The organism is Ilyomonas limi, assembly GCF_005233845.1.
GTDB classification, from domain to species: Bacteria; Bacteroidota; Bacteroidia; order Chitinophagales; family Chitinophagaceae; genus Ilyomonas; species Ilyomonas limi.
This window is the reverse complement of sequence record NZ_SZQL01000024.1, coordinates 15,382-40,803: the sequence shown is the minus strand read 5'-3', so window position 1 is coordinate 40,803 and position 25,422 is coordinate 15,382. Positions and strand designations below refer to the sequence as shown.

At 40.0% G+C, this 25,422-nt stretch carries 18 protein-coding genes; 11 read left to right on the top strand and 7 right to left on the bottom strand.

Translation table 11 applies throughout. From position 1 onward, the window contains the following. Positions 1–18 precede the first annotated feature (18 nt). The 9 genes from phnY to FC093_RS20880 all read left to right on the top strand — a co-directional run bounded on the left by phnY (position 19) and on the right by FC093_RS20880 (position 10,272). The gene (phnY, locus tag FC093_RS20920; protein ID WP_137263765.1) at positions 19–1,500 is read left to right on the top strand and encodes a phosphonoacetaldehyde dehydrogenase; all 1,482 of its coding nucleotides are present in this window, start codon (positions 19–21) and stop codon (positions 1,498–1,500) included. Between the two features lie 121 nt (positions 1,501–1,621). Then, entirely contained in the window at positions 1,622–2,704 is a 1,083-nt protein-coding gene (locus FC093_RS20915) for a sulfatase-like hydrolase/transferase (protein WP_137263764.1), read from the top strand. Between the two features lie 31 nt (positions 2,705–2,735). After that, a complete protein-coding gene (locus FC093_RS20910) occupies positions 2,736–3,968 on the top strand; it encodes an NAD(P)/FAD-dependent oxidoreductase (protein WP_137263763.1) in 1,233 nt (410 codons plus the stop codon). Between the two features lie 314 nt (positions 3,969–4,282). After that, the gene (locus FC093_RS20905; RefSeq protein ID WP_137263762.1) at positions 4,283–5,401 is read left to right on the top strand and encodes a 2-aminoethylphosphonate--pyruvate transaminase; all 1,119 of its coding nucleotides are present in this window, start codon (positions 4,283–4,285) and stop codon (positions 5,399–5,401) included. Between the two features lie 112 nt (positions 5,402–5,513). After that, positions 5,514–6,830, top strand: a complete 1,317-nt coding sequence (locus FC093_RS20900) for a DUF5690 family protein (RefSeq protein ID WP_206106647.1) — start codon at positions 5,514–5,516, stop codon at positions 6,828–6,830. Between the two features lie 440 nt (positions 6,831–7,270). After that, on the top strand, positions 7,271–7,822 hold the full coding sequence (locus tag FC093_RS20895; RefSeq protein ID WP_137263761.1) for an RNA polymerase sigma factor: 552 nt from the start codon (positions 7,271–7,273) through the stop codon (positions 7,820–7,822). A 4-nt stretch (positions 7,823–7,826) separates the two neighbouring features. After that, complete coding sequence (locus tag FC093_RS20890) at positions 7,827–8,645, top strand: zf-HC2 domain-containing protein (RefSeq protein ID WP_137263760.1); 819 nt, start codon at positions 7,827–7,829, stop codon at positions 8,643–8,645. A 170-nt stretch (positions 8,646–8,815) separates the two neighbouring features. Next, entirely contained in the window at positions 8,816–9,595 is a 780-nt protein-coding gene (locus FC093_RS20885) for a DUF4097 family beta strand repeat-containing protein (RefSeq protein ID WP_137263759.1), read from the top strand. A 35-nt stretch (positions 9,596–9,630) separates the two neighbouring features. Continuing rightward, the gene (locus FC093_RS20880) at positions 9,631–10,272 is read left to right on the top strand and encodes a DUF4097 family beta strand repeat-containing protein (RefSeq protein ID WP_137263758.1); all 642 of its coding nucleotides are present in this window, start codon (positions 9,631–9,633) and stop codon (positions 10,270–10,272) included. A 367-nt stretch (positions 10,273–10,639) separates the two neighbouring features. Here FC093_RS20880 and FC093_RS20875 read toward each other — a convergent pair whose 3' ends face one another. The 6 genes from FC093_RS20875 to FC093_RS20850 all read right to left on the bottom strand — a co-directional run bounded on the left by FC093_RS20875 (position 10,640) and on the right by FC093_RS20850 (position 21,359). Beyond that, complete coding sequence (locus FC093_RS20875) at positions 10,640–11,422, bottom strand: endonuclease/exonuclease/phosphatase family protein (RefSeq protein WP_137263757.1); 783 nt, start codon at positions 11,420–11,422, stop codon at positions 10,640–10,642. A gap of 98 nt (positions 11,423–11,520) precedes the next feature. Further along, on the bottom strand, positions 11,521–13,905 hold the full coding sequence (locus tag FC093_RS20870; RefSeq protein WP_137263756.1) for a hypothetical protein: 2,385 nt from the start codon (positions 13,903–13,905) through the stop codon (positions 11,521–11,523). 136 nt (positions 13,906–14,041) lie between these two features. Beyond that, a complete protein-coding gene (locus FC093_RS20865) occupies positions 14,042–15,760 on the bottom strand; it encodes a RagB/SusD family nutrient uptake outer membrane protein (RefSeq protein WP_137263755.1) in 1,719 nt (572 codons plus the stop codon). A gap of 9 nt (positions 15,761–15,769) precedes the next feature. Beyond that, positions 15,770–19,282 carry a TonB-dependent receptor gene (locus tag FC093_RS20860; RefSeq protein ID WP_137263754.1) on the bottom strand — a complete coding sequence of 1,171 codons (3,513 nt, stop codon included), beginning with the start codon at positions 19,280–19,282 and terminating at the stop codon, positions 15,770–15,772. Between the two features lie 341 nt (positions 19,283–19,623). Next, positions 19,624–20,715 (bottom strand): FecR family protein, encoded by a 1,092-nt coding sequence (locus FC093_RS20855; RefSeq protein ID WP_137263753.1) that lies wholly within the window; start codon positions 20,713–20,715, stop codon positions 19,624–19,626. 80 nt (positions 20,716–20,795) lie between these two features. After that, positions 20,796–21,359: an RNA polymerase sigma factor gene (locus FC093_RS20850; protein ID WP_170971174.1), complete on the bottom strand. Its 564-nt coding sequence runs from the start codon at positions 21,357–21,359 to the stop codon at positions 20,796–20,798. Between the two features lie 362 nt (positions 21,360–21,721). Between FC093_RS20850 and FC093_RS20845 the strand changes: the two genes are divergently transcribed. Both FC093_RS20845 and FC093_RS20840 read left to right on the top strand, forming a co-directional pair. Beyond that, positions 21,722–21,955 carry a PDDEXK nuclease domain-containing protein gene (locus FC093_RS20845; protein WP_317129059.1) on the top strand — a complete coding sequence of 78 codons (234 nt, stop codon included), beginning with the start codon at positions 21,722–21,724 and terminating at the stop codon, positions 21,953–21,955. A gap of 423 nt (positions 21,956–22,378) precedes the next feature. Next, the gene (locus tag FC093_RS20840; RefSeq protein WP_137263750.1) at positions 22,379–22,612 is read left to right on the top strand and encodes a hypothetical protein; all 234 of its coding nucleotides are present in this window, start codon (positions 22,379–22,381) and stop codon (positions 22,610–22,612) included. A 435-nt stretch (positions 22,613–23,047) separates the two neighbouring features. Here the strand turns inward: FC093_RS20840 and FC093_RS20835 are convergent, their stop codons facing one another. Further along, the gene (locus tag FC093_RS20835; protein WP_137263749.1) at positions 23,048–25,291 is read right to left on the bottom strand and encodes a DUF7133 domain-containing protein; all 2,244 of its coding nucleotides are present in this window, start codon (positions 25,289–25,291) and stop codon (positions 23,048–23,050) included. Between the last annotated feature and the right edge of the window lie 131 nt (positions 25,292–25,422).

The following is a 25,422-nucleotide window of genomic DNA, read 5'->3' as shown; positions in this document are numbered from 1 at the left end:
AAAAATTTCAAATCTATAATGAGTAATACAATTATTTCGGCAACAGCAAACAGTGAAGAAGTTGCAGTAGCAAACGGCACCCATGTTTTGAATTTGTCCTGCTATGTGGCAGGCAAGCCAATAGCATCGGATAATGTGCTCCAGGTGCGTAGCCCTTACGATAACAGAATAGTAGGAACAGTGGCATTGGCAGGCGCAAAGGAAACGAATGAAGCCATTGAAGCTGCATTGAAAGGCGGAAAAAAATTGAACCGTTACGAACGCTATTCAGTGTTGGATAAAACGCGCCACTTGTTGATGCAGCGCAAAGAAGAAATGGCACAGCTTATCAGTGCCGAATCCGGACTGGCAATTCGCGAGGCGCGTTATGAAATGGGACGTGCAAATGATGTGCTCATGTTTGCAGCCATAGAGTGTTTAAAAGACGACGGGCAAATTTTTTCCTGCGATATTTCGCCCAATGGTAAAGCAAGAAAAATCTTCACATTCAGAGAACCATTGAATGTAGCGGTTGCTATCACGCCCTTTAATCATCCGCTCAACCAGGTGGTGCATAAAATTGCTCCGGCTATTGCGTCTGGAACGCCGGTGATCTTAAAACCTTCTGAAAAAACACCACTTACTGCCATTCGCCTTACAGAAATTTTATACGAAGCAGGGTTGCCGCATTATATGTTAAGCGTATTACTTGGTCCTACCAGCGAAGTGGCAGAACAACTGGTAAAAGATGAGCGCATAGACCTTGTTTCTTTTACAGGCAGCGTTGCGGTAGGAAAGCATATTGCAAAAACAGCAGGCTATAAAAAAGTAATTCTCGAATTAGGTGGTAATGATCCTTTAATTATTTTAGAAGATGCAGATATGAACCTCGCCGTAACACTGGCAGCAGAAGGCGCTTTCAGAAACTCCGGTCAGCGCTGCACTGCGGTAAAAAGAATATTGGTGCACGAAAATATCAAAGCAGCATTTACAAAGTGCCTGGTTGAAAAAGCAAAAGAATATACCTGTGGCGACCCAGCCGATTCTGAAACAAAAGTGGGTACGGTAATAGATGAACCGGCAGCTATTTATTTGGAAGATGTAACTAAAAAAGCAGTGGCGGCGGGCGCAAAAGTTTTATTGGGCGGCAAGCGCGAAGGCGCACTGTTGGAACCAACAGTTATTGCAGATGTGCCTAGAGATGCGCAAATGGTGATGTGCGAATCATTTGGTCCGTTAGCGCCTATTCTCGGCTTTACAGATATTGATGATGCCATTGCATTGTCTAATTCAACATCCTACGGTTTATCTGCGGGCGTGGTTACCAATAATATGCAGCACGCCATACGCTTTGTGAAAGAATTAAAAGTGGGTACGGTAAACATCAATGAAGTGCCGGGCTATCGTATTGAAAATTCTCCTTTTGGTGGCATTAAAGATTCGGGTTTAGGAATTAAAGAAGGCGTGATCGAAGCAATGAAATGTTTCAGTTTTATAAAAACATTTTCGATGCCGTGGTAAGTAATACAAATGCCCACAAAGCTACAAAGACACGAAGTGTACACAATTTTCTCTGAGTTTTTGTGTCTTCGTGGCTGAAGAATGTATTTATTCATTAATAGCAATAATAAAATCCATTTTAATGAGAACAGTCTTTGTCATTATTTCACTCTTTTTCATCACCAATATTTTTGCCCAACACAAAACCAAAAACGTCATTCTTCTTTCTATGGATGGTTATCGCTGGAAAGAACTTTTTGGCGGTGCCGATTCTGCTTTACTGTTTAATAAAAAATACACCTCACAGGATTCTTCCTGGCTGATGCAAAAATACTGGGCAGCCGATGCAACAAAGCGAAGAGAAAAATTAATGCCTTTTGTGTGGAGCGAAATTGCAAAGCATGGACAGATTTATGGCAACCGCGATCTTGGAAATCTGGTGAACGTAAAGAACAAATACTGGTTTTCTTATCCGGGTCGCAGTGAAACATTTACCGGCTATTACGATTCGTTGGTTAACTCCAACGAATATCCTGACAATCCGAATGAAAATGTATTAGAATTTATCAATAAACAAAATGGTTACAATGGAAAAGTAGTAACGTTTGCTTCGTGGGATGCCGTTGCAAGAATCATCAACCGCAACCGCAATGGCATGTTGGTTAATATTTATGGCGAAGATGTGAAAGGTCCCAATCTTACGCCATTGCAAAAAGAACTGAATTTAATGCAGCATAACATGCCTGAAGTTTTTGGGCAGGGTGAAAGATTGGATGTGATGACATATGAAATGACAAAAGCATACCTGATGGCAAGTCATCCGCGCGTGGTGTATATTGATTTTGGCGATAACGATGAGTTTGCACACGGAAGCAAGTATGATATGTATTTAGATGCTGCGCATAAAGCGGACGCAATGATTGCTCAGCTATGGGATTATTTGCAGCAGGATGATTTTTATAAAGATCAAACAACCATTTTAATATTCCCCGATCATGGGCGTGGCTATGGTGATGAGTGGACAAGCCATGGTTCTAAAATTGCCCATGCCAACGAAACTTATTTAATAGCAATAGGACCCGATACACCTGCACTGGGTGAAGTAAAAACAAAAGAACAAATTTACCAGGATCAGTTTGCACAAACCATCGCCAGTTTGTTAGGTTTTCATTTCACAGCCAATCATCCCGTGGGTGAGCCGGTGAAGACGGTGATGGCCCAATAGTCAATTGTGAATAGTCAATTATGAATATTTTATGCAGTTTAATTCCGAAAAAGCAAATGTAGTAGTGATAGGCGGCGGCATATTTGGTTGTGCTATTGCTTATTATTACTCAAGAAATAATCCCGGAAAAAAGATCGTTGTTTTGGAGCGTAATGAGTTGTGTAATGCCGCTACCAGCCGGGCTGCTGCACTGATCACCAAGATCAGAGCAAAGAAATATTTCATCCCGCTTTCCTTAGAAACGTACCGTGTTATTCCGGAGATGGAAAAAATGTTGGGCGAATCGCTCGATATAAAAAAAGTGGGTGTCATGCATGTAGCAGCAAGCGAACCAAGAGTGAGCGATCTGAAAGAGTTGATGGCTATTGCTGAAGTATTCAATCAACCGGCTACCTACCTTTCAAATACAGCAGCACACAAAAAAGCGCCGTGGTTAAAAACAGAGGAGGCATTATGCATTGGCTTTATGCCGGAAGAAGCCTATTGCGATCCGTATTTACTGGGAACTTTTTTTGCACGCTGCGCAAAATTGCAGGGAGCAGATTTGCGGCAGGGCGTGGAAGTTACCGATGTATTGATGGACAATAATACGGCGGTTGGTGTAAATACAACAGGAGGAAAAATTTACGCGGATGTGGTAATTATTGCTGCAGGCGCATGGTCACCCATTTTTGCAAAGCAAGCGGGTGTCGATTTACCGATGGCGCCTACCAGAAGCCAGTATTGGATAACAGAAAGAGCTGACATTTTTCCGTTGAATTCACCTATTGTGCTGCTGCCTGATGCACAGGCTTATGCGAGACCTGAAGGCGGAAGTTTGTTATTTGGCATTCGCGAAAAAAAATCATTCAGTGTATCACCCAAAAATATTCCTGCCGATGTCAGTCACTTTTCTTTCAGTGGAGACAAAGGAATGAATGATTTGCAGGAAGTGATTGACCGGCTTGCCCGCTTCTTTCCAACAATATATGATGTTGGTTTGAAATATTATGTCGCTGGTTTTTCAGGCTATACGCCCGATAATAATTTATCAATGGGGGCAGCCCCGGGAGTACATAATTTATTGCTGGCAACAGGCTGTGTAGGTGCAGGTATTTCTGTTTCAGGAGGTATAGGATTAGCTTTTGCAGAAATGGCTGCAGGCAACGCAAATCCTTACGATTTTTCTCATTTTGATATTGAAAGGTTCGGAAAAATAGATGCTTTTAGCGAAGCATGGCTGAATAAATGTGCAGAAGCACGTTCAAAAAAACTGAGCGGATAATTTCAAAATCAGTACAATGTAATAAAAGTATGTTTAGTATAGCCAAATGAATAATAAACATCCGCAGTATTAAGAACATGAATGCACGTCATTGCGAGCGATAGCGAAGCAATCTGTGGACTTAAGTAAAATCAAAATAAGCCGTTAGGTTAAATATTATAAAGTACAAAAAAACATCAACAATGATTTAATGCTACCCACAGATTGCTTCGCTATCGCTCGCAATGACGGATATAAATCTACTTAAGACTTAGAACAATTTGTGTAATGGTGTATTCAGTATATCAAAAAATATTTACCAATAAAATTTCATTATGACACAAAAGAAATTATTATTCACTCCCGGTCCGCTAACAACATCTCTCACCGTAAAAGAAGCCATGCTCGAAGATGTTGGCTCAAGAGATCATGAATTTGTACATGCGGTAAAAGAAATCCGCAATGAGTTATTGCAGCTTGCACATGTTTCAAAAGAAGAAGGTTATGAATGTGTGATCATACAAGGCTCGGGTACCTTTGGAATAGAAAGCGTAATCAGCAGTGCTGTTGGAAAAGATGATGTGTTGCTGGTGTTGGCAAACGGTGCTTATGGCGAACGTATTGCAAAGATGGCCACTATTCATCAGCTCAATCATTATGTATTGCGCTTTGCGGAAGATGAAATTGTTACGCCGGAAGCGACCGAAGTATTTTTAAAAGAACATCCCGATGTTACGCACGTAGCTTGTATTCACAGCGAAACAACTACAGGTTTATTGAATCCTGTAGAAGCAATTGGTGCTGTTTGCAAGCAACACAACGTGGTGTTTATTGTAGATGCGATGAGTAGCTTTGGCGGCGTGGAAATGAACATGAAAGCAATGCAGATTGATTTTCTTGTTTCCTCCTCCAACAAATGCATCGAAGGCGTTCCGGGGTTTGCATTTGTGTTGTGCCAAAAAACAGAATTGGAAAAAGCAAAAGGACAGGCAAGAAGTTTAACGCTTGATTTGTACGACCAGTGGAAAGGGCTGGAGGCAAACGGGCAGTTCCGTTTTACGCCACCCACCTTAAGTATTTTGGCCTTTCGGCAGGCTTTAAAAGAATTGGAAGCGGAAGGCGGTGTAAAAGCAAGAGAGCAGCGTTATAAAATGAACAAGAAAATGTTGGATGAAGGCATGGCATCGCTCGGCTTTAAAGAATATCTACAGCCAGGCATACAAGGGCATATCATTACTTCTTTTCTTTACCCGGATGATGCCGATTTCAATTTTGAAAACTTTTATAATCAACTCAGTGAACGTGGCTTTGTAATTTATCCTGGTAAATTGAGTAAAGCGAATGCTTTTCGTATCGGTAATATCGGGCAAATTTTTCCTGATGATGTGAGGGCTTTGATTGCAGCCATAAAAGAAGTAATGGAAAATAAGAAAGTGATGGAAGTGGCACTTTGAATGCCAACAAGGTATCAGGCACTTTAAAAGTATTTAGTATCTCCATAGTATAGTTGTTTTTATTAAACTTGCCTTGTTTTATTTCCGCACACAAACACCAAACACCTGTTGTATGAACTATATTCAACGATTGCTGTCCACTTCAAAAGTTTTTTTTATTGCCTGGTGCATGCTGGCAGCATTTGGCACTTACTTCTGCATGTATGCTTTCCGGAAACCTTTCAATGCAGGCACTTATGAAGGATATAATCTTTGGGGGATAGATTATAAAGTCATTTTAATTATTGCACAGGTGTTTGGTTATATGACCTCAAAATTTATTGGTATCAAAATAATTTCCGAGCTGAAAGCACACCAACGGAAAAAATTAATTATCGGTTTGATTCTTTTTGCAGAGATCGCTTTATTGTTCTTTGGATTGGTACCCCATCCTTACAATTTTATTTTTTTATTTCTTAACGGATTGCCGTTGGGAATGGTGTGGGGCATTGTATTCAGCTATCTGGAAGGACGATTATTTACCGAAACACTGGCAATGGGATTAAGTATTAGCCTTGTTATTTCTTCAGGATTTTTAAAGACCATTTATTTTTATGTGCAGGATGCCTTGCCTTTCATATCAGAGTTTTGGATGCCGTTTCTAATCGGACTTATTTTTCTGCCACTTTTTTTATTATTTGTTTGGATGCTTTCTGTAATTCCTGCACCTACGGCAGAAGATATTAAGCATCGAAGTCCGCGTTTACCCATGACTAAAGAAGGTAAGCAAAACGTTTTAAAAGAATATGGTGCAGGCATCATCGGACTGGTTATTGTGTATGCTTTTTTAGCAACGCTCCGGGATTTCAGAGACAATTTTTCTGTAGAGATATGGACTGAAATGGATGCACATTTTAATAAAGATGTGTTTGCATTAACAGAAACCATTTCAGGTATAGTTGTATTGATTGCTATTGGAAGTCTATCAGCAATAAAAAGCAACAGTAAAGGCTTTTGGGCAACTAATTTCTTACTATTTCTTGGCTTACTGCTGAGTGGTTTGTCCACCATATTTTTTCAGTTGCGTGTACTAACCCCTTTTTGGTGGATGTTGTTGTTAGGCACCGGATTGTTTCTTGCATACATACCTATACAGGTTGCCCTGTTTGAACGGATGATCGCTTTATTCCGTATTAAAGCCAATGCAGGTTTCTTTGTGTATATCTGCGATTCTATTGGCTACCTGGGCAGTGTGGTGCTGCTGTTGTATAAAGAGTTTTTTATGCAAACAACCAGCTGGATGCATGTATTAATTGAATTCTCTTATCTGCAAACGATAGTGTCTTTACTCTTATTAGTTATTACAGGATTGTTTTTCTATAAGCATGAAAAGCGGAAGCATCGTAAAAGCGCGGTCATACAACTAAACAAAGAAGTGGTTGTTGAATAAAAAAAGTAATAAAAGTTGATGCAGTTACGCTTTCCTTTGAAGGGTTGTCCACTCCACTTTTTTCTCTAAAAGATTGTTTAGCCATATTTGTTTGGCCATAAAAGATATAAATTTTCACAAACCTGCTTATCTGCATGCAGGAAAGCAAGGATATTCTGTGTACCGCTATTTTTGAAATAAAGATGTTTGCTGCTGCCTTGTACGCCAACTGTTACGGAAGCTTTCCTGCAATATGTCATTCCTTTTTAATGATTTTGCCAATAAAGAATACCAGAGTCAATGTGTATAAAATAAAGTGCATTCGCATGTTTGTTATTGCGATAATTTATTGAGCAAAGTACAAGATTGAGGAGAGCGCATCTTGCCCTAAAAAATATTTCCCTTTTTTTGTAACCTTTTTCCTTTCTCACAGTATTCAATACAAAGCACAAACAATTTCATTGCAACGGGTAGAAGAACCAACTGATGAAAAAATAATGCACAAGGTAAAAGACGGGCAATTGTCTGAACTGACTACATTGTTCGAGCGCTACCATATACCCCTGTACAACTTTTTTCTGAAGCTGACTATCGATAAGAGCACAAGTGAAGACCTGACGCAAACATTGTTCTACCGCATCCTCCGGTTCAGGCATACATTCAATCATGCCAACGGGAGCTTTAAGCCTTGGATGTACCAGATGGCCAGAAACATACATGCCGACTACTGCAAGCAAAAAATGCGCATCAGCGAAGTAGTAAAAAGCACAAACAGCGATACAGAAGAGGTGCCACTGGAGGAAGGAGGTGTTGAAGAACAGGACTTTGAAAAGCTGCAAGCCGCTTTACTGGAATTAGGACCTATTGACCGGGAACTGATTGTATTAAGCAGGTACGAAGGTTTAAAATATGCAGAGATAGCACAGATAAAGAATATGTCTTTAAGCGCTGTCAAGGTTCAGATACATAGAGCGATGAAAGAACTGCGTGCCCTTTATTTTAAACAATTATAGATGTATGAATATGCAATGTGATGATATAGATGCGTTGCTGATGGAGTATCTGGATGGCAGGCTAAGCCCGGCTATGCGTACAAACATAGAGAAGCATATTCAAAGCTGTGCAGCCTGTAAACAGAGCCTCGATGAATACAGGACATTGTTCCGCGTAATGGAGTATAACAAACCTGCACAACCAAGCCCTGCCCTGCAGGAAAAGTTTGATAGCATGCTTCAGTCGGAGATCAATATTGATGCTACTTCCCGGATTTTACAAAGGGAAGAAAGGGAGCAAAAGACAACAGTTATAAAAAGATATCCTGCGTGGTGGCGTGTTGCTGCAAGCATTATACTGGTAGCAGGTGGCATAGTGATAGGGATGAAAATCGTTCCGCAAAAGCAGCATGATAATACAGCTCAGATAGCAAGGCTGAATAAAGAAGTAAAAGAAATAAAAGAGACGCTGCTATTTAATCTGCTGAATGCAGAATCGGCCAGTGAGCGGATAAAAGCCGTAAATTATGTAGAAGAAATAAGCAACCCCGATCAGAAAATAATTACTGCGCTTATAAATACACTGAACACCGATAAAAATGTAAACGTACGATTAGCTGCGCTATATGCCATTGAACAATTTTCGGGCAGCCAGGCAGTAAGGGATTCGCTGGTAGCTTCTTTAAGTAAACAAACAGAACCTATCATGCAGATCGTGCTGATCAATATGCTTACGGAACGCCGGGAACAGAAAGCAAAAGAGCCTATTAAAAAAATCCTTTCAGATAAAAAAGCACTACCATCTGTAAAAGAGATGGCACAAAAAGGACTTAAACTGTTATAAAGTAGCAGACCATTGTTAAAGCTGAAGTAACTCCTCGCAAGGAATATAATAGCATAGCATCATCTAAGCTTTGCTTAACGGCATTGTTTTACCCAAAGCACATGATTATAGCATTGTTATAAACAGATACAACAAATTCAAATACTTATTTATCGCTTAAACCATTACAAATGAAATCAGTTAATTACTTATTATTTCTTCTTTTTCTATTGCCGATCAGCCTGACCTTGCAGGCACAGGAGTACAAAATTCCTGTTCAGAACGTAAAGGATGGAAAACTTACACTAACCAATTTTTCAGGCGACTTACCAATAGAAGGTTACAATGGCAGTGATATTATAATAACGTCCAGCAGAGAAAGCAAGCCTCCTGCACGTGCAAAGGGGCTGCAAGCCGTTTATGCAGATGGAACGGACAACACCGGGCTTGCGGTTGCTGTTCAAAAAAATGGTAACCAGATTACCTTACAATGCCTGCTGCCTATCACACAGTCAGCCAGCTATACCATCAAAGTGCCTGATAATTTCAGTGTTCTGGTAAATAATGAGTGTGGGCGCTCCGGCGATGTGCGTGTGGAGAATACAAAAGGAGAAATTGAAATTACTAACTGCCACGACATTCACCTCAAAAATGTAGCTGGTCCGCTGGTACTCTCTACCATCAGCGGCAATGTAGATGTTGTATTTGGCGGGTTAAGTAAAGACAAACCCATTTCTCTTGCTTCTATCAGCGGTGATATAGACGTAACACTGCCTGCCAATGCCGACGTGGATATACAGATGGAAACGATTTCAGGAGGCATTTATTCCGACTTTGATTTTCCATCGGATGAAAAGAAGCTCAAAAAGATTGGCGGCAACAGCATCAGGAGCCAGTTAAACGGTGGTGGTGTTAGTTTTAAAATTACTAATGTAAGCGGTAATATCTATCTCCGGAAAAAAGCTGCCTGATAATCATACATCATAAACCCATTAATAGCCGAAGTATGAAAAATATAACCTTTATAATACTGTTTTGCCTGTTAAGCTGTTGCAATTATGCACAGAAAATAATAGAACAGCATCTCAATTATGCTGCCGGTGAAAAGATACGCATGAACATACAGATAGCAGATTCTATCCGCATTCGCTCTTGGAATAAGAATGAAGTATATGCAAAAGCTGCTGTTAACATCAATGATAATAAGGATAATGAGGTGTATAAAACAACATTTGATGCATCGGGCAACAGTATAAACATTACGGCAAAGTTTGATGAACAAAAAAGCCGGCAAGGAGGCGATTCCTGTCATTGCAACTACCATAGCAATATATACTGGGACGTGTATGTTCCGGAAGGAGCCGAGCTCTCCGTAGAAACGATCAACGGCAATATTATTATTGAGGGAAAAACAGCAGCCATCAATGCGCACAGTATCAGCGGATTTATTGACCTTCAGTTTGCTGGTTCCCGGAAGGCTGATTTAAAAATGAGTACGATCTCCGGAACCATTTATACCGATTTGGCTATTAATAATACCAGACATGACAAAGGTGGAAATGCGGTCTCTTATCAGTATAATGGCGGTGGTGATAATGTAGAGCTGGAAACGATTAGTGGTGATATATATGTAAGAAAGCAGGAGTAGGTTTTTTTACAAAAAATACTTATTTGGTTAGACCTTCATTGTACGCTTAAATAAGTACATACTGATTCATTCAGCTTGAGCAAATACCAGCTACTATTTTGCTGATTTTATAGCTTATCAATTGCAAAGATGGTGCTGCCATTATTACAATTGGTAAGCTTTTTTGTTACTTAAAATTCGCAACTCCAAACAGAAATTCATGATGGTATGAGAATAGTAAGTAGCTATTCTGATAGAAGCTACTTACTATAACGTGAGTCGGGGTGTTTATTTAATAGTTTTTCAACAAATGAGTTTGCCTTTAAATAGCAGACACTATTCCGTATGCAGCAACAACCCGTTCAACACTTCCATATCAAAGCTGTCCTTACTTCAATTGCACAACAGACAAAACCGGGCGGTGGTCTGATGCTACTTTTTCATCTATTACTTCATAGTGTTGTTTTTCCCAATGATGATTTTTTGAAACGAGTACATAATCAATTTTTATTTTCGGTTCATCGGAAGGAAAGGAAAGTGAATGCCCGGTAAAATCTGTTTCATCGTACATACTGAATATAATATCCTTCATGGCGGTTTCATCCGGCTGAGCATTAAAATCGCCGGCAAGGATAGAAGGGGTATCAATTGCAAAAAATACTTCCTGTAACTTTTTAGCCTGCGCTATTCTTTCCGCAGGGTTTCTCACATAATCTAAATGTATAGCGGTAAAAAGAAAGCTTTTATTATCTTTTAACTGCACTTCAACTGTGGCGGCAACTCTTGGTTCGCTCTGTGGAAAGTTTGGCAGGCGGGTAGTAAATGTACGGGTGATAGGCCATTTGGTAAGAATGCCTACACCATAACCACCGCCATCATAGTCCATATTTTTACCGTAGAAATATTGCATGTTGGTAAGTGCTGCCAGCTCTTTTAACTGATCTACTTTGTTGGTGCGGTTGGTCATGCTATCCACTTCCTCCAGCGCTACCACATCAGGGTTTGCCTTATTAATCACATCGGCAATTTGCTGAAGATTGAGTTTTCCGTTTACATCTTCGCCGTGGTGAATATTATATGCAAGCACTCTTATAGTTTGTGCCTGTGCATCGTTTACTGTAATAAAAACAGCAGTCAGAAAGAAAAGAAAAAAGAAAAATAACTTACACATACTGTTGATGATTTTTCAAATTGCTCTTTGAAAATTAGCAGGTTTATTCACATTTCAACTCCGCAAGCGCAGGACTAAACTATTGCCGAAGCTTTGCATCAGCCTTTCTTATTTACGTTAACTGTTTCCATCTTATCCAGCCCTTTGAACTGCACCTCTATTTTTGGAGGTTTTTCGCCTGTAAACGAACAATCAATTGTAATAGAATGTGTGCCGGGCGAAACAACGGGCGGAGGTGAAGACATTTTGTACTGTCCTTTGGGCTTTCCGTCCTTATCATACAGGCGCAGTATTTCCGTACCATCGCACACCACACTTTCCCCTGCCTGCAATTCCTGGGGCAAATTTATTTCTGCATAATTATCTATTTGCATTGTAATATCACCGACCGCTCCTTCATTGCCCGTCACGTTTAAGTTGAATTGAAGCGGTTGTTCGCTCCATTGCTGCTTGAAGTTCCAGATGGTATGGGTTGGCTCTCCTGGCTGCCGTTCAAACTTCTCTCTTACAAATACCGGCGATGTGGAATACTGATAAAAGTTCCATTTGCCCTCACTTACTTTCTCCAAATGAAATGCATTGGCCGGGTTTTTCAATCGCTCCTGCTGCTCTTTACTGAATGCGCTGCCGTTTCGTGCATTCTCCCACTCCCTAATGGCATCCAGCAGTACAGGTGTAAGCGGATTTTTCCTTAAAGCGTCAGGGCGGGCTACAAGGGCAAAGCCTGCATTATAACCCGCAGCACGGGCCAGCATCCATTCCATTTCCGGCAAAGTGGTGTGCTCTGCAAGCAAATACCATCCCAACATGTGGGGCATAAAATTTCTGTCAAACAGAGCTTGATTAGCAATGCGGTATTCCTGCATACTCTCTTTAAATCCACCATACCAGGGTTCGCCCCAGTTATAATAAGAACCAATATGCCAAAAAAAAGATTTACTGATGCTGGTGCCACAGATAAATTCGTGCTTTACATTATCGTACACATCCTTTGCAAACAGATTCACAGCATAATCTCCCTGACCGGAAGCAAGCCCGCCTTCAAAACCGTCAAAATCCAAATGATCAATACCTGTTTCATTCATAAGGATAGCAATATTTTTAGCTACGTCGCGTTGCATATTGATGTTGGGGAAAAATACGCCATAGCCATGGTCAAATAATTTGCCTACTACATCTCCTTTGTTGTGAGCAGAAGCTGTGGTGCCAAAGGCGCCCCGCTGACAGTCGAGAAGTTGATAAGGTGGTGTACTCGTAACCGATTTATACCTGATAAGCTCACTGCCTATTTTCACTGTATGCAGGTAATTGCTCTCTTGTTGATTGAAATATTCAGGCGATGCCACTTCAACTTCTTTTTGTAAGGCATCCATATTTTGCATGAGCGTAGAGGAGCCGGTCATACTCAGCCGGTCATCGGGTACCGGTGTTATGTAAGGATCATTGGTATTGATAAAATTCGAAAGCGTATGCATACCCATCATCAGACCGGCGGCATGGGCCTTTTCGACACATTTTTTTAATCCCTCTTTTCCGTTAGGGAATTGAGTGGGGTTGAGCACGAAATGCCCCCAGCTTTTAAAAGGACCTTCATGGTAAAGCGAAAAAAGGCCGGCTCTTTTGGTATAACCAATTATCTCGTCAACATCCTTTTCGCTGAAGGAAGAAATGAGATAAGACTTTCCAAATAAAGGAGACTTTTTAAACCATACACCTTTAATAGTAGGATGCGGTAAATTTTCAGCTAATTCAATTTGCTCCAGCCGGTCTAAGGTTTTTGGTTCATCACAACTGAATAAAGCTATCTTACTGCCTACCACTGTTTCGCCTTTAATAGGAGCTATCGGCATGTTTTTATATACACCGCCCCAGGCATCTACATAACGTTCATGTTCTCGATTGATAGAATAAGCCTGTAGAAGGCTGCCCCAGGGGCGGCTGATGGCTGCTATGCCTCTTTGCCAGGTGCTCCCTTCATTATTAGGATAATCTCCACCCAGCGTTTTTACATTCAGCACCTGTAGCCCAATAGATGTTGTACCATCTCTTACTACACCAATAACTTCACCTACTGTTTTATTGATAGTAGTTGGATATGGACCCCATACGACTGCATCTATTTTATCGGCGGGGCCGGCTTTAATGATTTCCAGTATCAGATGAGTAGGTTTATTCAACACCTTGATATCTATATTTACACCTGCATCCGTATAACCCAAAGTAATTTTTTTCTGAGATTTATTATAAGTTAATGAAGTAGGATGAAACTTTTTGCTTTTACGCACAACTGTTATAAGAGGAGCAAGGGTATCGGTATATAAGTAATTTTTTCCTGTTGTTTTATTGCTTAATTCAGTAAGGTAACCTTTCCCGTTCAGGCTTATCTCCAACTCACCGGAAGTAAAAGATACCTGAGCCCGCGCAAACAAAGTAATACAAGCAAATACCGTAATGAGGAGCGTTTTTATTAAATGAAAGATCATAACAAGTAAGATAATGTTTTGTCTAAATCTCTAAAAGTATTGAGGACAGAAAAGGAGGGGGGGATAATCTTAAATTTTTATTCCCTCCTCTTCCCATTTTTTATTGTAATTGAAAATATTTCAATTCCGTTACGGCTTAATCGAGCACTGGGTTAAACGTACCTCCATCCCAGCCAATGTTTTGCTCCAACTTAAGGTTCTTATCAATCTCGCTTTTAGGTATCGGAAAAAAGTAGTACGTATCGGGTGTTGACATAACATTGGTGCCGTTTGAAAGAAGCGGCAATATGCTGTAGGTAAAATCTTCCGGCAAAAGAGAATACGTTATTCCTTCAGCAGGATCTTTACCTGGTTTCAGCGTAGCCAGCAGCCCATGTTTGCTCATTCCATCAATCAGGTTTAACCTCCTTGTTCTGCGTAAATCATTAAAACGTTTTCCCTCATAAATAAACTCAATTCTTCTTTCATGATAAATTGCCTCCCGCAATTGCTCTCTTGTCATACCGGCCGATAAACCATACAGGTTGGCAGGGCCTGGTTCAATTCCGGCACGCTGCCGAATTTCTATTAACACACTCATCACCTCGGCAGGATGTTCTGTTTCATTGGCTGCTTCGGCAAAATTCAACAGCACTTCAGCATAGCGCAACTCTATCCAATCTGTTTCATTTTCGGTTACGGCAGCCTGTGGTAACGTAGAATCCATGCCTTTTCTCGGATAGAACCCGGTTCTGTTGAATAATTCACCCGGGCCAAACATGTCTTCGTTGGTGGCTATTCCTTTAGCTGTATATTGCCTACGCCCGGCCTTATTACTCAATTCATAAATAGACCCATTATATACGATGGAGTTATAAAACCTTGGATCCCGGTTTTGCCAGTAAGCTTGTAAATCATAAGCATAATTTGGAGAAGCTCCGGGTTGGTAGCCATCTTTCATTGGGAAAGCTTCTATCATTTCCCAGACAGGCTGGTCGCCACCGGTTGCATTTTTCGATTCGCTTAACGGTCTGCAAGCGTCTTCCTGCCTGCCATTGGTTTTATTAGGACTGTTGAACACTACACTTAGTATCGCTTCCTGGTTACCCTTATTTTCTTTACTCCAGATATCCGCATAATTGGGGACCAAACCATATCCCATTGCTGCTAATTGATCCTTTGCCATTTTGTTAGCTTCATAAGCTTCACTCCAATCTGCATTATTATAAGGATTAGAAGAATGGAATTGCGGACTTGCTTTAAAAAGCAATACCCTGCCTAAAAACGCAAGCACTGCTGCTTTGTCTATTCTTCCACGGTCGTCTCCGCTATATTTATCCGGTAACAGTGTTAAGGCCTGCTGTAAATCTGCTTCAATAAAATCAAAACACTCTTTTGTAGAGTTGCGGGCTACAAACAGGTCATCGTTAAGGCCCTGAGGTTTATCAATAATAGGCACGCCGCCATAAAGAATAACCATATTAAAATATACCCATGCTCTCAAAAAATAGCCTTGTCCCTTAATTGGATTTTTAGTATCATCAGATAAAGTGCCTTTATCAATTTCGTTGAATAATATATTGATATTCCTAATGGTGGCATAGGGCCAATCTTTAAATGGCCCGCTTGCGCTTGTTACTGCATCTGTTTGTAAATTACCGGCTAATTCATCCGCGTAGCCTCCGCTATTGACAGGCCAACTACCCGGCAAAGCCTGGGCATAAAGATTGGTTAAATAAGCCTGGGCAAGCTGAGGGTCATTCCACACCTTATTTGGATCAAATGCTGCTACATTTTCAACATCAAGTGTTTTTTTACATCCTGATAATAAGAAAAGTAAACTATATGAATATAAAATGAATGTCAGTGCTTTCATATCAAAAAATTAAAAATTAATATTAAGTCCCCCGGTAAATGACTTCATAATGGGATAAGAATCTAAAGCGAGTTGTTCCGGATCATATTCTTTAAATGCGCTAAAGGTTAGCAGGTTGGTTCCTGTAAAAAATAGCTGCAATTGCTTAATGCCAGCTTTACCGATCCATTTTTTTGGAAAGCTATAAGATATATTAAGGTTTCTCAACCTGAGATAAGCTCCACTACGAATCCAAAAACTACTGGGTGCATAACCTACTTCTTCATATCCCCAGTCTATTATTTTCGGATATTTTCCATTAGGATTATCCTCCGACCATGCATCCGTCCATAAATGGAAATAGGGGCGATCCACCTGAAATACGCCGCCTGTAGAAGTATTTAAGGTAGAGACAATTTTATCGTATGCTCCAACACCCTGCAAAAGGATATCAATTCTAAAGCCTTTCCATGCTGCCGAAAGATTAACACCATAATTGATGCGCGGGATAGCGTTGTTGGAAAGATAAGTAGCATCGTTTTCATCAATTTTACCATCCGGACCTTCTGAAAAATTGGCACCACGAATATCTTTAAATAACAGTGCTCCTATCATGGGGTCTCTCCCGAATTGTTTAAATCCTTTTGTTTTAAGGGCTTCTACTACTTTCTCATCCCGTATAATACCTTCGGAAACATAACCATACAACCTGTTGCTTGGCTGATCAATTGCACTGCGCCATGTTCCTTTAATGGCTTCGGGTTCATCAACCAAAACCCATTTATCTCTAGCATACCCCATGTTGCCGCCGATAGAATACATTATTTGACCTATTGTATTGCGATACTGCAATGCCAGTTCGAAGCCATGAATATCTTTTTTGGCATAATTTACCGCCGGAAGTGTTGCGCCTAAAGTACCGGGTAGTGTGCTCAACCTTGTTCCTAATATATCTGAAATAATACGCTTAAAATAATCAAACTCCCCGCTCAATTTCCCGTCCATTGCGGTAAAATCAAGGCCGCCATTATAAGAGGTTGTCTTTTCCCAGGTAACATCCGGATTGGGAAGAACGCTGGGACTCAATCCAATCAAATAATTGTTTCCAAAAACATAAGAATTTCCAATAACATAATTGTTTTGCCATTGATAAGCTGCAATATTATCGTTACCGGTTGTGCCAACAGAAGCTCTGAGTTTTAACTCATTAATAAATGAAATGTTGAAAAATTTTTCTTTTGAAATTCTCCAGGCTGCAGATGCAGAGGGGAAAAAGCCAGTGCGCTTATCCGGGGCAAAAATGTAAGAAGCATCTCTTCTGAAAGCAAACTCTGTAATGTACTTATTGTTGTACTCATAATGCCCTCTTCCAATCCAGGCCGATCTTGCACCGGCGTCTTCTCCGCCATCGAAATACCTGTCTACTGCATCTGGGGATGCTGCTAATATTTGATCATAATTGCTGGATATTAGCCGGCCTGCTGAACCATTTAATGTTTTTGATTTGTTTTCTGATTGCTCATAAACCAGGTTAGCCGATACATCATGTTTACCAAATGTTCTGGCATAATTTAAAAACCAGTCAAACTGATATGAATTAATTAGAGTAACGTTCTCCGTAATCCGCTCCAGTGCACTGCTTAAATTATGAATGTTTTGCTGATCAAAATTAATCGGTGCAGGTTCATAATTACTTAAGCCCGGGCCAGCCTCTTTAAATTGGATAGTATAAGCTTTATTGTATTTTATAAAAGCCTTGGCGTTTCTTGTATCCACATTATAATTTGCCAGCGCCTTCGTACTTAGCCCTTTGATAAAGGGTATTTTTAAATCTATATTAAAGATACCATTCAGGTTATTGTACACTACATTCCGGTATCCGCCATTATATACCAGTTCAATAGGATGCCAGCCGCCGGATATTACGGGGTAGCCGTTGGGGTCCAATCTATTGGTTGGTGTACCATCTGCTTTTTCGTAAAAGGGATACAGGCGGCTCCAGTTAAAAGTAGCTCTGTAGAAATCCTGTAATGTTGTACTCTCTTCTGCATCATAAGGCCAATAAAATCTGTCGCCAGTGCGGCGGTATCCACTGAGATTTAACCCTATGGTTAAATTGTCGGAAATCTTTGCATCCACTTTACTTCTAAAGTTATATCTGTTATAATCGGTATTATAAAAAGAGCCTTTCGATTGATTAAACCCACCCAGTATAAAATAGCTAAGCTGTTCACTTCCTCCCGAAACACTAAGATCATGTTGTTGTGAAGTGGGATTTCGCCATAAATCATCCATTAACTGGTACGACTTGTCTTTATAGTATTCAAAAGCGGCCGTACCATAAGGCAAAGTTCCAACAGGTTGGCCTGCTAACTCCTGCTTATTTTTATACTGCTTATTTTTATAGATTAATTCATCCGTAGCGGTAAAAGACTGGAGGGGTTTAGTTGTGGTACTGGTAGTAAAATATGATTTATAACTAAATACCGCTTTTTGATTGCTTTTACCAGACCTGGTAGTAACCAGCAATACACCGTTTGAAGCCCTGGCGCCATAAACCGCTGCTGTTGCAGCATCTTTTAAAAGCGTTACAGATTCTACTTCGTTTGGATCCAATGCATCAAAATCGGCTCTGGAAGATACTACGTTATCAATAACTACCAAAGGGTAGGTACCTCCATTACCAGAGCCTACTCCACGAACCAATATATCAGAAGAAGCTCCAACAAAACCTGAATTATTGATGATTTGTGCACCTGGCAATCGTCCTGCTAATAAATTAGATAGGTTAGAAGTTGGGATTGATTCAATATCTGTGGCTTTTACAGTTGACACAGCCCCTGTTACGCTTGCCTTCTTCTGCGTTCCATAACCCACCACCACTACTTCGCCTAAGCCCGAAACATCTGTTTGCATTTGTACGGCTATGGACGCATTATTGCCTACTGTAACTGAAACAGGTTTATACCCAACAATAGAAAACTCCAATATATCACCAGTCTCCGCGTCAATAGTAAATTCGCCACTGGCATTGGTGGTAGTGCCTTTGCCGGTACCTTTTACTATTACACTTACATCAGCAATGGGCTTGCCTCCTGCATCTGTTACTGTTCCTCTAATAAGTACAAAATAGTTAGTCTCCGCAGCCACTGTTTCTTGCTCCGCCAGTAAATCCAACGAGCCGTTTTTTTTCAATATCACCTGGTTTCCTACTGCTTCAAATTGGATATTATAGGGCTGGAACAGGGAATTAAAAATACTAGCCAATGTTTCATCAGTAGCCGTTACCGACACTTTTTCTTTTTCCGGAATAGTATTCCGGGTATAGGAAAATTTAACGCCGGCTTCCTGACTTATTTTTTGCAATGCAGATTTGAAATTTTCCTCTTTGATGCTGATAGTAATTTTTTTGTCTAAAACTTCCTGACCATCTGCTTCTTTTGCAAATGACCATACGGTGAGGCCCAGCGTCAGAAAGGAATAAAGCAGTGCAACTTTCATGACAAAAGAAGGGATTTGAATACGTAATCCGGTTTTCTTCATAGCTTCAATCAGTTTTGCAGTTAAGTAATTAATGTAAAAACTCCTTTTAATGCTCCATTCGCCCAGGCAGGAAAAGGTATCAGGCGTTTGGCAGCCGGTCAGGATTGCTGACCGTTTTCTTTTCGTGCTTAATTAGGTTTCATGTGTATATTTTTTATGGTTTTTCAATTGCCACATGTCCGCCTGAATGACGCAGCCGGGCAGCGAATTCCGCATAAAAATTTACTCACTCCATTATTGTTTTTATTTGTGTTTGTAAATGCAGGCGATTTCATCGCAGTTGTATGAAGTTGTTCGAAAATCTTTATGCTTTATTTCAACATTTATTTTGATTTTATGTGTTAGTTACAACCTTTGCCTTGTATGTCAATGCCATAATCGCTGATGCTGAAAGAAGCACCAATAGTTTTGGTGATGACTTCCAGTTTTTCTTCAAGGCTTTCACTGCCCAGCGATATGGTGATGTAGCAATTTTTGAATGTTTCTGCATTATAATGTACAGGGATCGCATACATCATTTCCAGCGTTTTGAAAACCGTGTCAAGTGGTGCATCTTCAAAATTGTAACCTGATATATTATCTGTCTCCAGTTCAATTTTCGAGAGGCTGGTATAAGTCGTAGTTTCTAATTCCTTTTTGGATGCTGAATAGGTACAGGTTTGCTGCGGCAATAGAATTTTAGGTGCTGATTGTTCTAAATCCTGGTCTTTGAGATATACGGATACCTTGCCGGTTTTTACGGCTACTGTTTCTTTGTTGCCCGAAGCAGTAATTCTGAAACTCGTGCCCAATACCTTTACTACCATATTGGGCGTATAGATGTAAAAAGGCTTTTCGGGGTTTTTGGCTACCTCAAAAAAAGCTTCGCCGGTAAGTTGCACCTGGCGCTTGCTGCCATTCATCAACCGGTTGTACGAAATGCGGGCGCCTTTGGCCAGCGTAATTTTAGAGCCATCGGGTAAAAAAAACAACTCATTATTTTTACCACCATTATAACGTACTACTTCAGCAGCAGGCGAACTTTCCTTTATCGTTGCCGTTGTTGCTACCGGCTGCTGAACGCGTTGTTTGAAAACAATAAGGCCTGCAAATAAAACCAACCCGGCAAAGACGGCAGCCGCCATCATCCAATAGATGCTCCGGCGGCGTGGCATATTTTTCACCTCCACCAATTCCTCCTGACCTATCGCCTGCTGAATATGCGCCCATATTTGTTCGGCACTTCCTTCATCCACTGCTTTCTCCCTGTTGTTCTCCGCCGTTCTCACTTCCAGTAAAAACTGTTTTGCTTCCTCGGCCAAGGCAGCATTTTCGGTGCCGGCGCCTATCCATTGCAGCCAGTATTGGGCATACGGGCTTTGAGGATTTAACACCCAATCTACAAACCTGTTATCCAGTAATAAGGCATTGATTTTTTCCGCTCTGTCCTCCATATAAGATCCTATAACCTATATAATAATGGCGGTTTTGTGGTTTATATACTCACTTTTCGGGAATTATTTTTCAAGAAAAATTATTGCTGCGGCGTAATAGGTGAATATCCCTTGCGCAATGTTTTCAAAGCCCGCTGCATCAGGTTGAGCATGGATTGATAATTCATGTTCATGAGTGCGGCAATTGTTTCGTAAGGAAAGTTGTGATAGAAACGGAGATAGATAACTTCGTGCTGACGCCTGGGTAGTTTATCTAATAATTGCTGCAGATTATGGTGGTTATACAATTCGTGCTCTTTGGCGATTATTTCCAGCTCAATATATCCCGTTGTCAAGCTATCAGCGGCAAGCTGCATTTCAACTTCGCTCACAAAAGATTGTTGCGATAAGGTCCTGGATAATTTATTGCGCAATGCCCGGAACAAATAAAATTTCGGATCGGTAGTATCGGCAATATTTTGCCTGCTTTTCCACAATTCCACAAATAAATCCTGGATACAATCTTTAACCAGGTTGTCGTCTTCCGTAATTTTTAAACCATAGTTTAGCAACGATTGAATATACGTTCTGTAAAGGCTTTCCAGCGCCTTACTATCGCCGTTTTTAAAACGGCTCCATGTTGTATCATACTTAGCTTCCAGCAATCGATGTTTAATTTATGGTGTTGTTTTTAATACCGGGATTCAGGGAGCAGCATTTGAAAAATATATGCAGCTTGCAAACTGATTAGTTATTGCAAGTGGCATACAGGAAGACAAATTAATATAAAAGTTTACTAAGTAACCACTCGCATACGATTGCGTAATCTTTATAAATTAACTCTCGCGCTGCCACGATTACCAGAAGGGTAGCGAATTCAATAAGTGTAAACCAGAGAACGCTGTGATCATTATCTTCTATATACGTTCAGGTTGCTTTTACAATTACAGTATTGATTTGCGGAAAAAGACTATCAAATTGCAGATGTTTTCGAAGCCTGCCGAAAGAAAATGTTGATAGGTGATGAATACTGCTTTTAGAACTTGTTTTCTATCACTGCTTACTTAAGTGTTATATGCTGGTAGCGTTGAAAGCAGGAGCGTTTTCTCATGCTAACGCAGGGCATTGGAATTCTTACCCCCATTATTACAAAGCTGAAGTGGCACAGCCAACAGATAACCCGCCCGTAAGCATTGCACTGGTAACGAGTAAAAACGATGTCCTTGTACAATATGCCACTGCTGGTATGATCGGCAACTGATTGTAAAAAAGTAACAATTGGTACTGTCTACCAATAATTAGCTGCAAACATTTATAAAATAGGAGCTAAAAACATAGCTGCATGGAAGATCTGCTTTATTGTTGGATATTCGATGCATGAGTATGTCAAATCATGCTTTTGTAAATTCACTCTAACCAGCTTCAACCAATGTGCAAGATGCTGTGATGATTACACATAAGCTGTAACAACCTCGGCTTAACCTCGCTGATTGAAATAAATGTATAAAGGCGTAGCATTGTATGAAGATAAAAAAGTACGGTCGGCTACATTTGGGAGTGTAGCAATTAGAAAATTACTGAGCTATAAACTTGAGATTGTTGAAAATTAGAAAGCGCTGCTATATATATTATATTTTAATCATATTTTAATTTTTCGATATGCGCTAAAATATATCTTCATCGCATGAATCTCGCTTTTTACGACCTGAGAGTCACCGCAGAGGAAAACATTGTTTACATTGATGTAATTATAAGCATCATTTTTCTTTTATTCGTTTATTTTGCCCACCGCAGGGAAGATCACCTGGCAAGAGATAACAAAGACATGTACGCTCAGAAGTGGTACGTTCGTAAGATTACTTCCTTTGTTGTTTGGATCTTCTTTATTACGTTTACCATATTGTATCATTTCAGCTAAACACAATTTTAGCTTCTTCAACAGCACCTGTACAGCCCTTTGCAGGCTACATTCAAATTTAGAAGGCAGGTGCTTCTAAATCTATGGCACTACATGCGCAGAGCGGGCTAAGTTAATAAGGCATTCTCATTAAAATTACTGCTTGCTTTTTGAAAGTGATATCCTTAATATCAGGTTAGAGAATTAGGAAAAAGGTCATCATATTGATGATATTATCGCCTTCAGAAATAAAGTGGCTTTGCCACATGGTTTATATAAACAGCAAATATTTTTATGTGTGTAATAAGAAGAGAAGTTGGTAATGTGCTGGTAAATGTACCGGCGCATTATGCTAAAGATAAATTGTAACATTAACCTTTTGAAGGTTTAATATATTTCCTGTAAAGCTGGATGAGATAATCTTATAACGATGCCCCTTTATTGTCTCAAATCAGGCTAATTGTTCAGGTTGTCCATCTCCAATAAATCCTGTTCCCGTAACGTTCCTGATTTTGTATTTCGAAGCGCTTTTATTTTATCTACATGTATTGATTTGACAGGTTTTGTGACATAGGCATTATGTAAATATTCAATTACATCTGCTATATCTTTATCCGTGTAGTTGTTTGCAAAGTTGGGCATTGTACCATTAAAGTTATACAACTTGCCATTCATATGAATAGGGCCTTCCAAACCATTTAAAATGATCATTGCTAATCTTTGCGGGGATCCTTCTACATATTCAGAACCTTTTAGCGGCGGAGCTACATGTTCGATACCGTCACCATCCAAGCCATGACAAGTAGCACACGTACTACGGAAAATTGCCAGCCCATTTGTTCTTGCATCTGGTGGCGTTTTTACCTGTACAAAAATCGAATTCATTTTTCCATCACGCTTATTCTTAATTGTTTCAGCTAACAGCGTATCTAAAATAGTTGATTTTTGTGGAGCAGCTTTACTAATAATTTTTTGAAAATTATTCTCCCAGCCCTTTAAACTACTTACAATTGCTTCCGGGTAAAGCCCTTTATCGGGATACATTTTTGATATTTTTTCCAGGATAGGCAAAAATGCTCCGTTTGAAACTTCATTCCATGCACCAAGTGAAAGAGCGAGATAAAGATTGATGACAGGATTATTCTTACTTAATAAATCAGTCGCCAACGCCTCCATAGCCTTAACGTTATTACCAGCACTATACTGTTGGAGGAGTAACAAGGCGTGTGCTGTAAGCATAGGTTCTCCTAAAGCAGCAACTTTTTTAAGGAATTCAAAAGATAAAGCGTGCAGCCCCTCCAAGGTGTGTAAAGCATGTATAGCCGCAGTGAAATTGTTGGAATCATTGGCGAGCTGCTCTAATTCCGGAACGACTGATTTATCCTGCTTGTATATTATTAATTGCTGTGCTCTATCCCTGATCCAGCCATTGGAACTTTTTAGTAAAGAGACCAATTCGGTACCTGATGCGCTTGTAAGATCGGGTATTTTACCAACCTCTTTTCTTTTACTTTTTATTCTTAATATCCGGCCTGCATGTAAAAGCGTATCCAACTTTTTTTGAGCTATTCCGCTGTTGTAATAGGGAGTAGTAAATGCACGGTATTCCATTATGCCGCGATGCATATCTACAACATACATCTCCCCATCAGGTCCATTAAATAAATTTACCGGACGAAAGCCTTCATCTGTTGAAGCCAGAAATTCCCTGTCGTTCCACGCCTGTACGGCTATTGTTTTATCTTCTGCAAAAGTTAATATGTCACGCTTTACAAGATTAGCCTGGGGTTCACAAACAAATGCATTTTGATTGTAATCATCAGGAAACCGGTCTCCACGGTAAATTAAGGGTCCACATGCTGCGGTAACATTAACCAGTAAGCTGTCTTTGTCGAGAATGTCTTTTGCATAACCCCTGTTTACAGTAGTTGGATGTAGCGGATACACTCTTTGGTCTTGGGTAAGCAGTTCATTGATGCCAACTTTAGGTTTAAAATAAGGATTATTAATAAGGGTATTGGGTAATACATAATCACCCGCAATTTGTATCTCGTTATAATTGTAATAAAGCCTTCCAAAATTGTCCTTTGTAATTCCAAACTGTCCGCGAAAGGAGGTAGGTTCTTTTATCCATTTTCCATCTCTGAGCTGATACCGGTAATGTGCGTTTGCACTGTAAATCCAGTTATCAATATTCATCATTAATCCATTAGGTTGTGCTTCCGGGCTGCCCCCTTCCGCATAGGTAGAATCCACCAACGTTCTTTTTCCGGGCTTATTATTATTGATTTCTACAAACCAAAGAAAGGGTGGAATGGTATATAATAACCCACCATACACATGGCTTATGGCACGGGGCAATACTAAACTATCTAAAAATGTTACCGAGCGATCGGCTACACCATCATGATCATCATCTTCTAAAATACTGATTCTGCCATTTGGAGCATCATCGCCGGTGCCGGCAAGATTGGGCATAAAGCCACGCATTTCTACTACCCACATTCTTCCCCCGTCATCAAAATCCATAGCAACAGGAGCTTCAATTAAAGGCTCTGAAGCTGCTAATTGTATTTCGAAACCATTGGCAATTTTATAGTTATCAAAAGCAATTTTTGGATGTTTATTGCTACCCGATTTGCAGGCAGCTAAGGATATAATTACTATAAGAAAAAATAAAATGGTGTATTGAATTTTCATAAAAGTTTTTAACTGGATATTGCGTATTGTGTAATACAAGTAAGTTTATAAAACATAATCATTCAAAGTGCTGTTTATTTTAATTAATTGTAAGTTTGATTGCTTACAATAAACTTTTATTTGTCACTTTT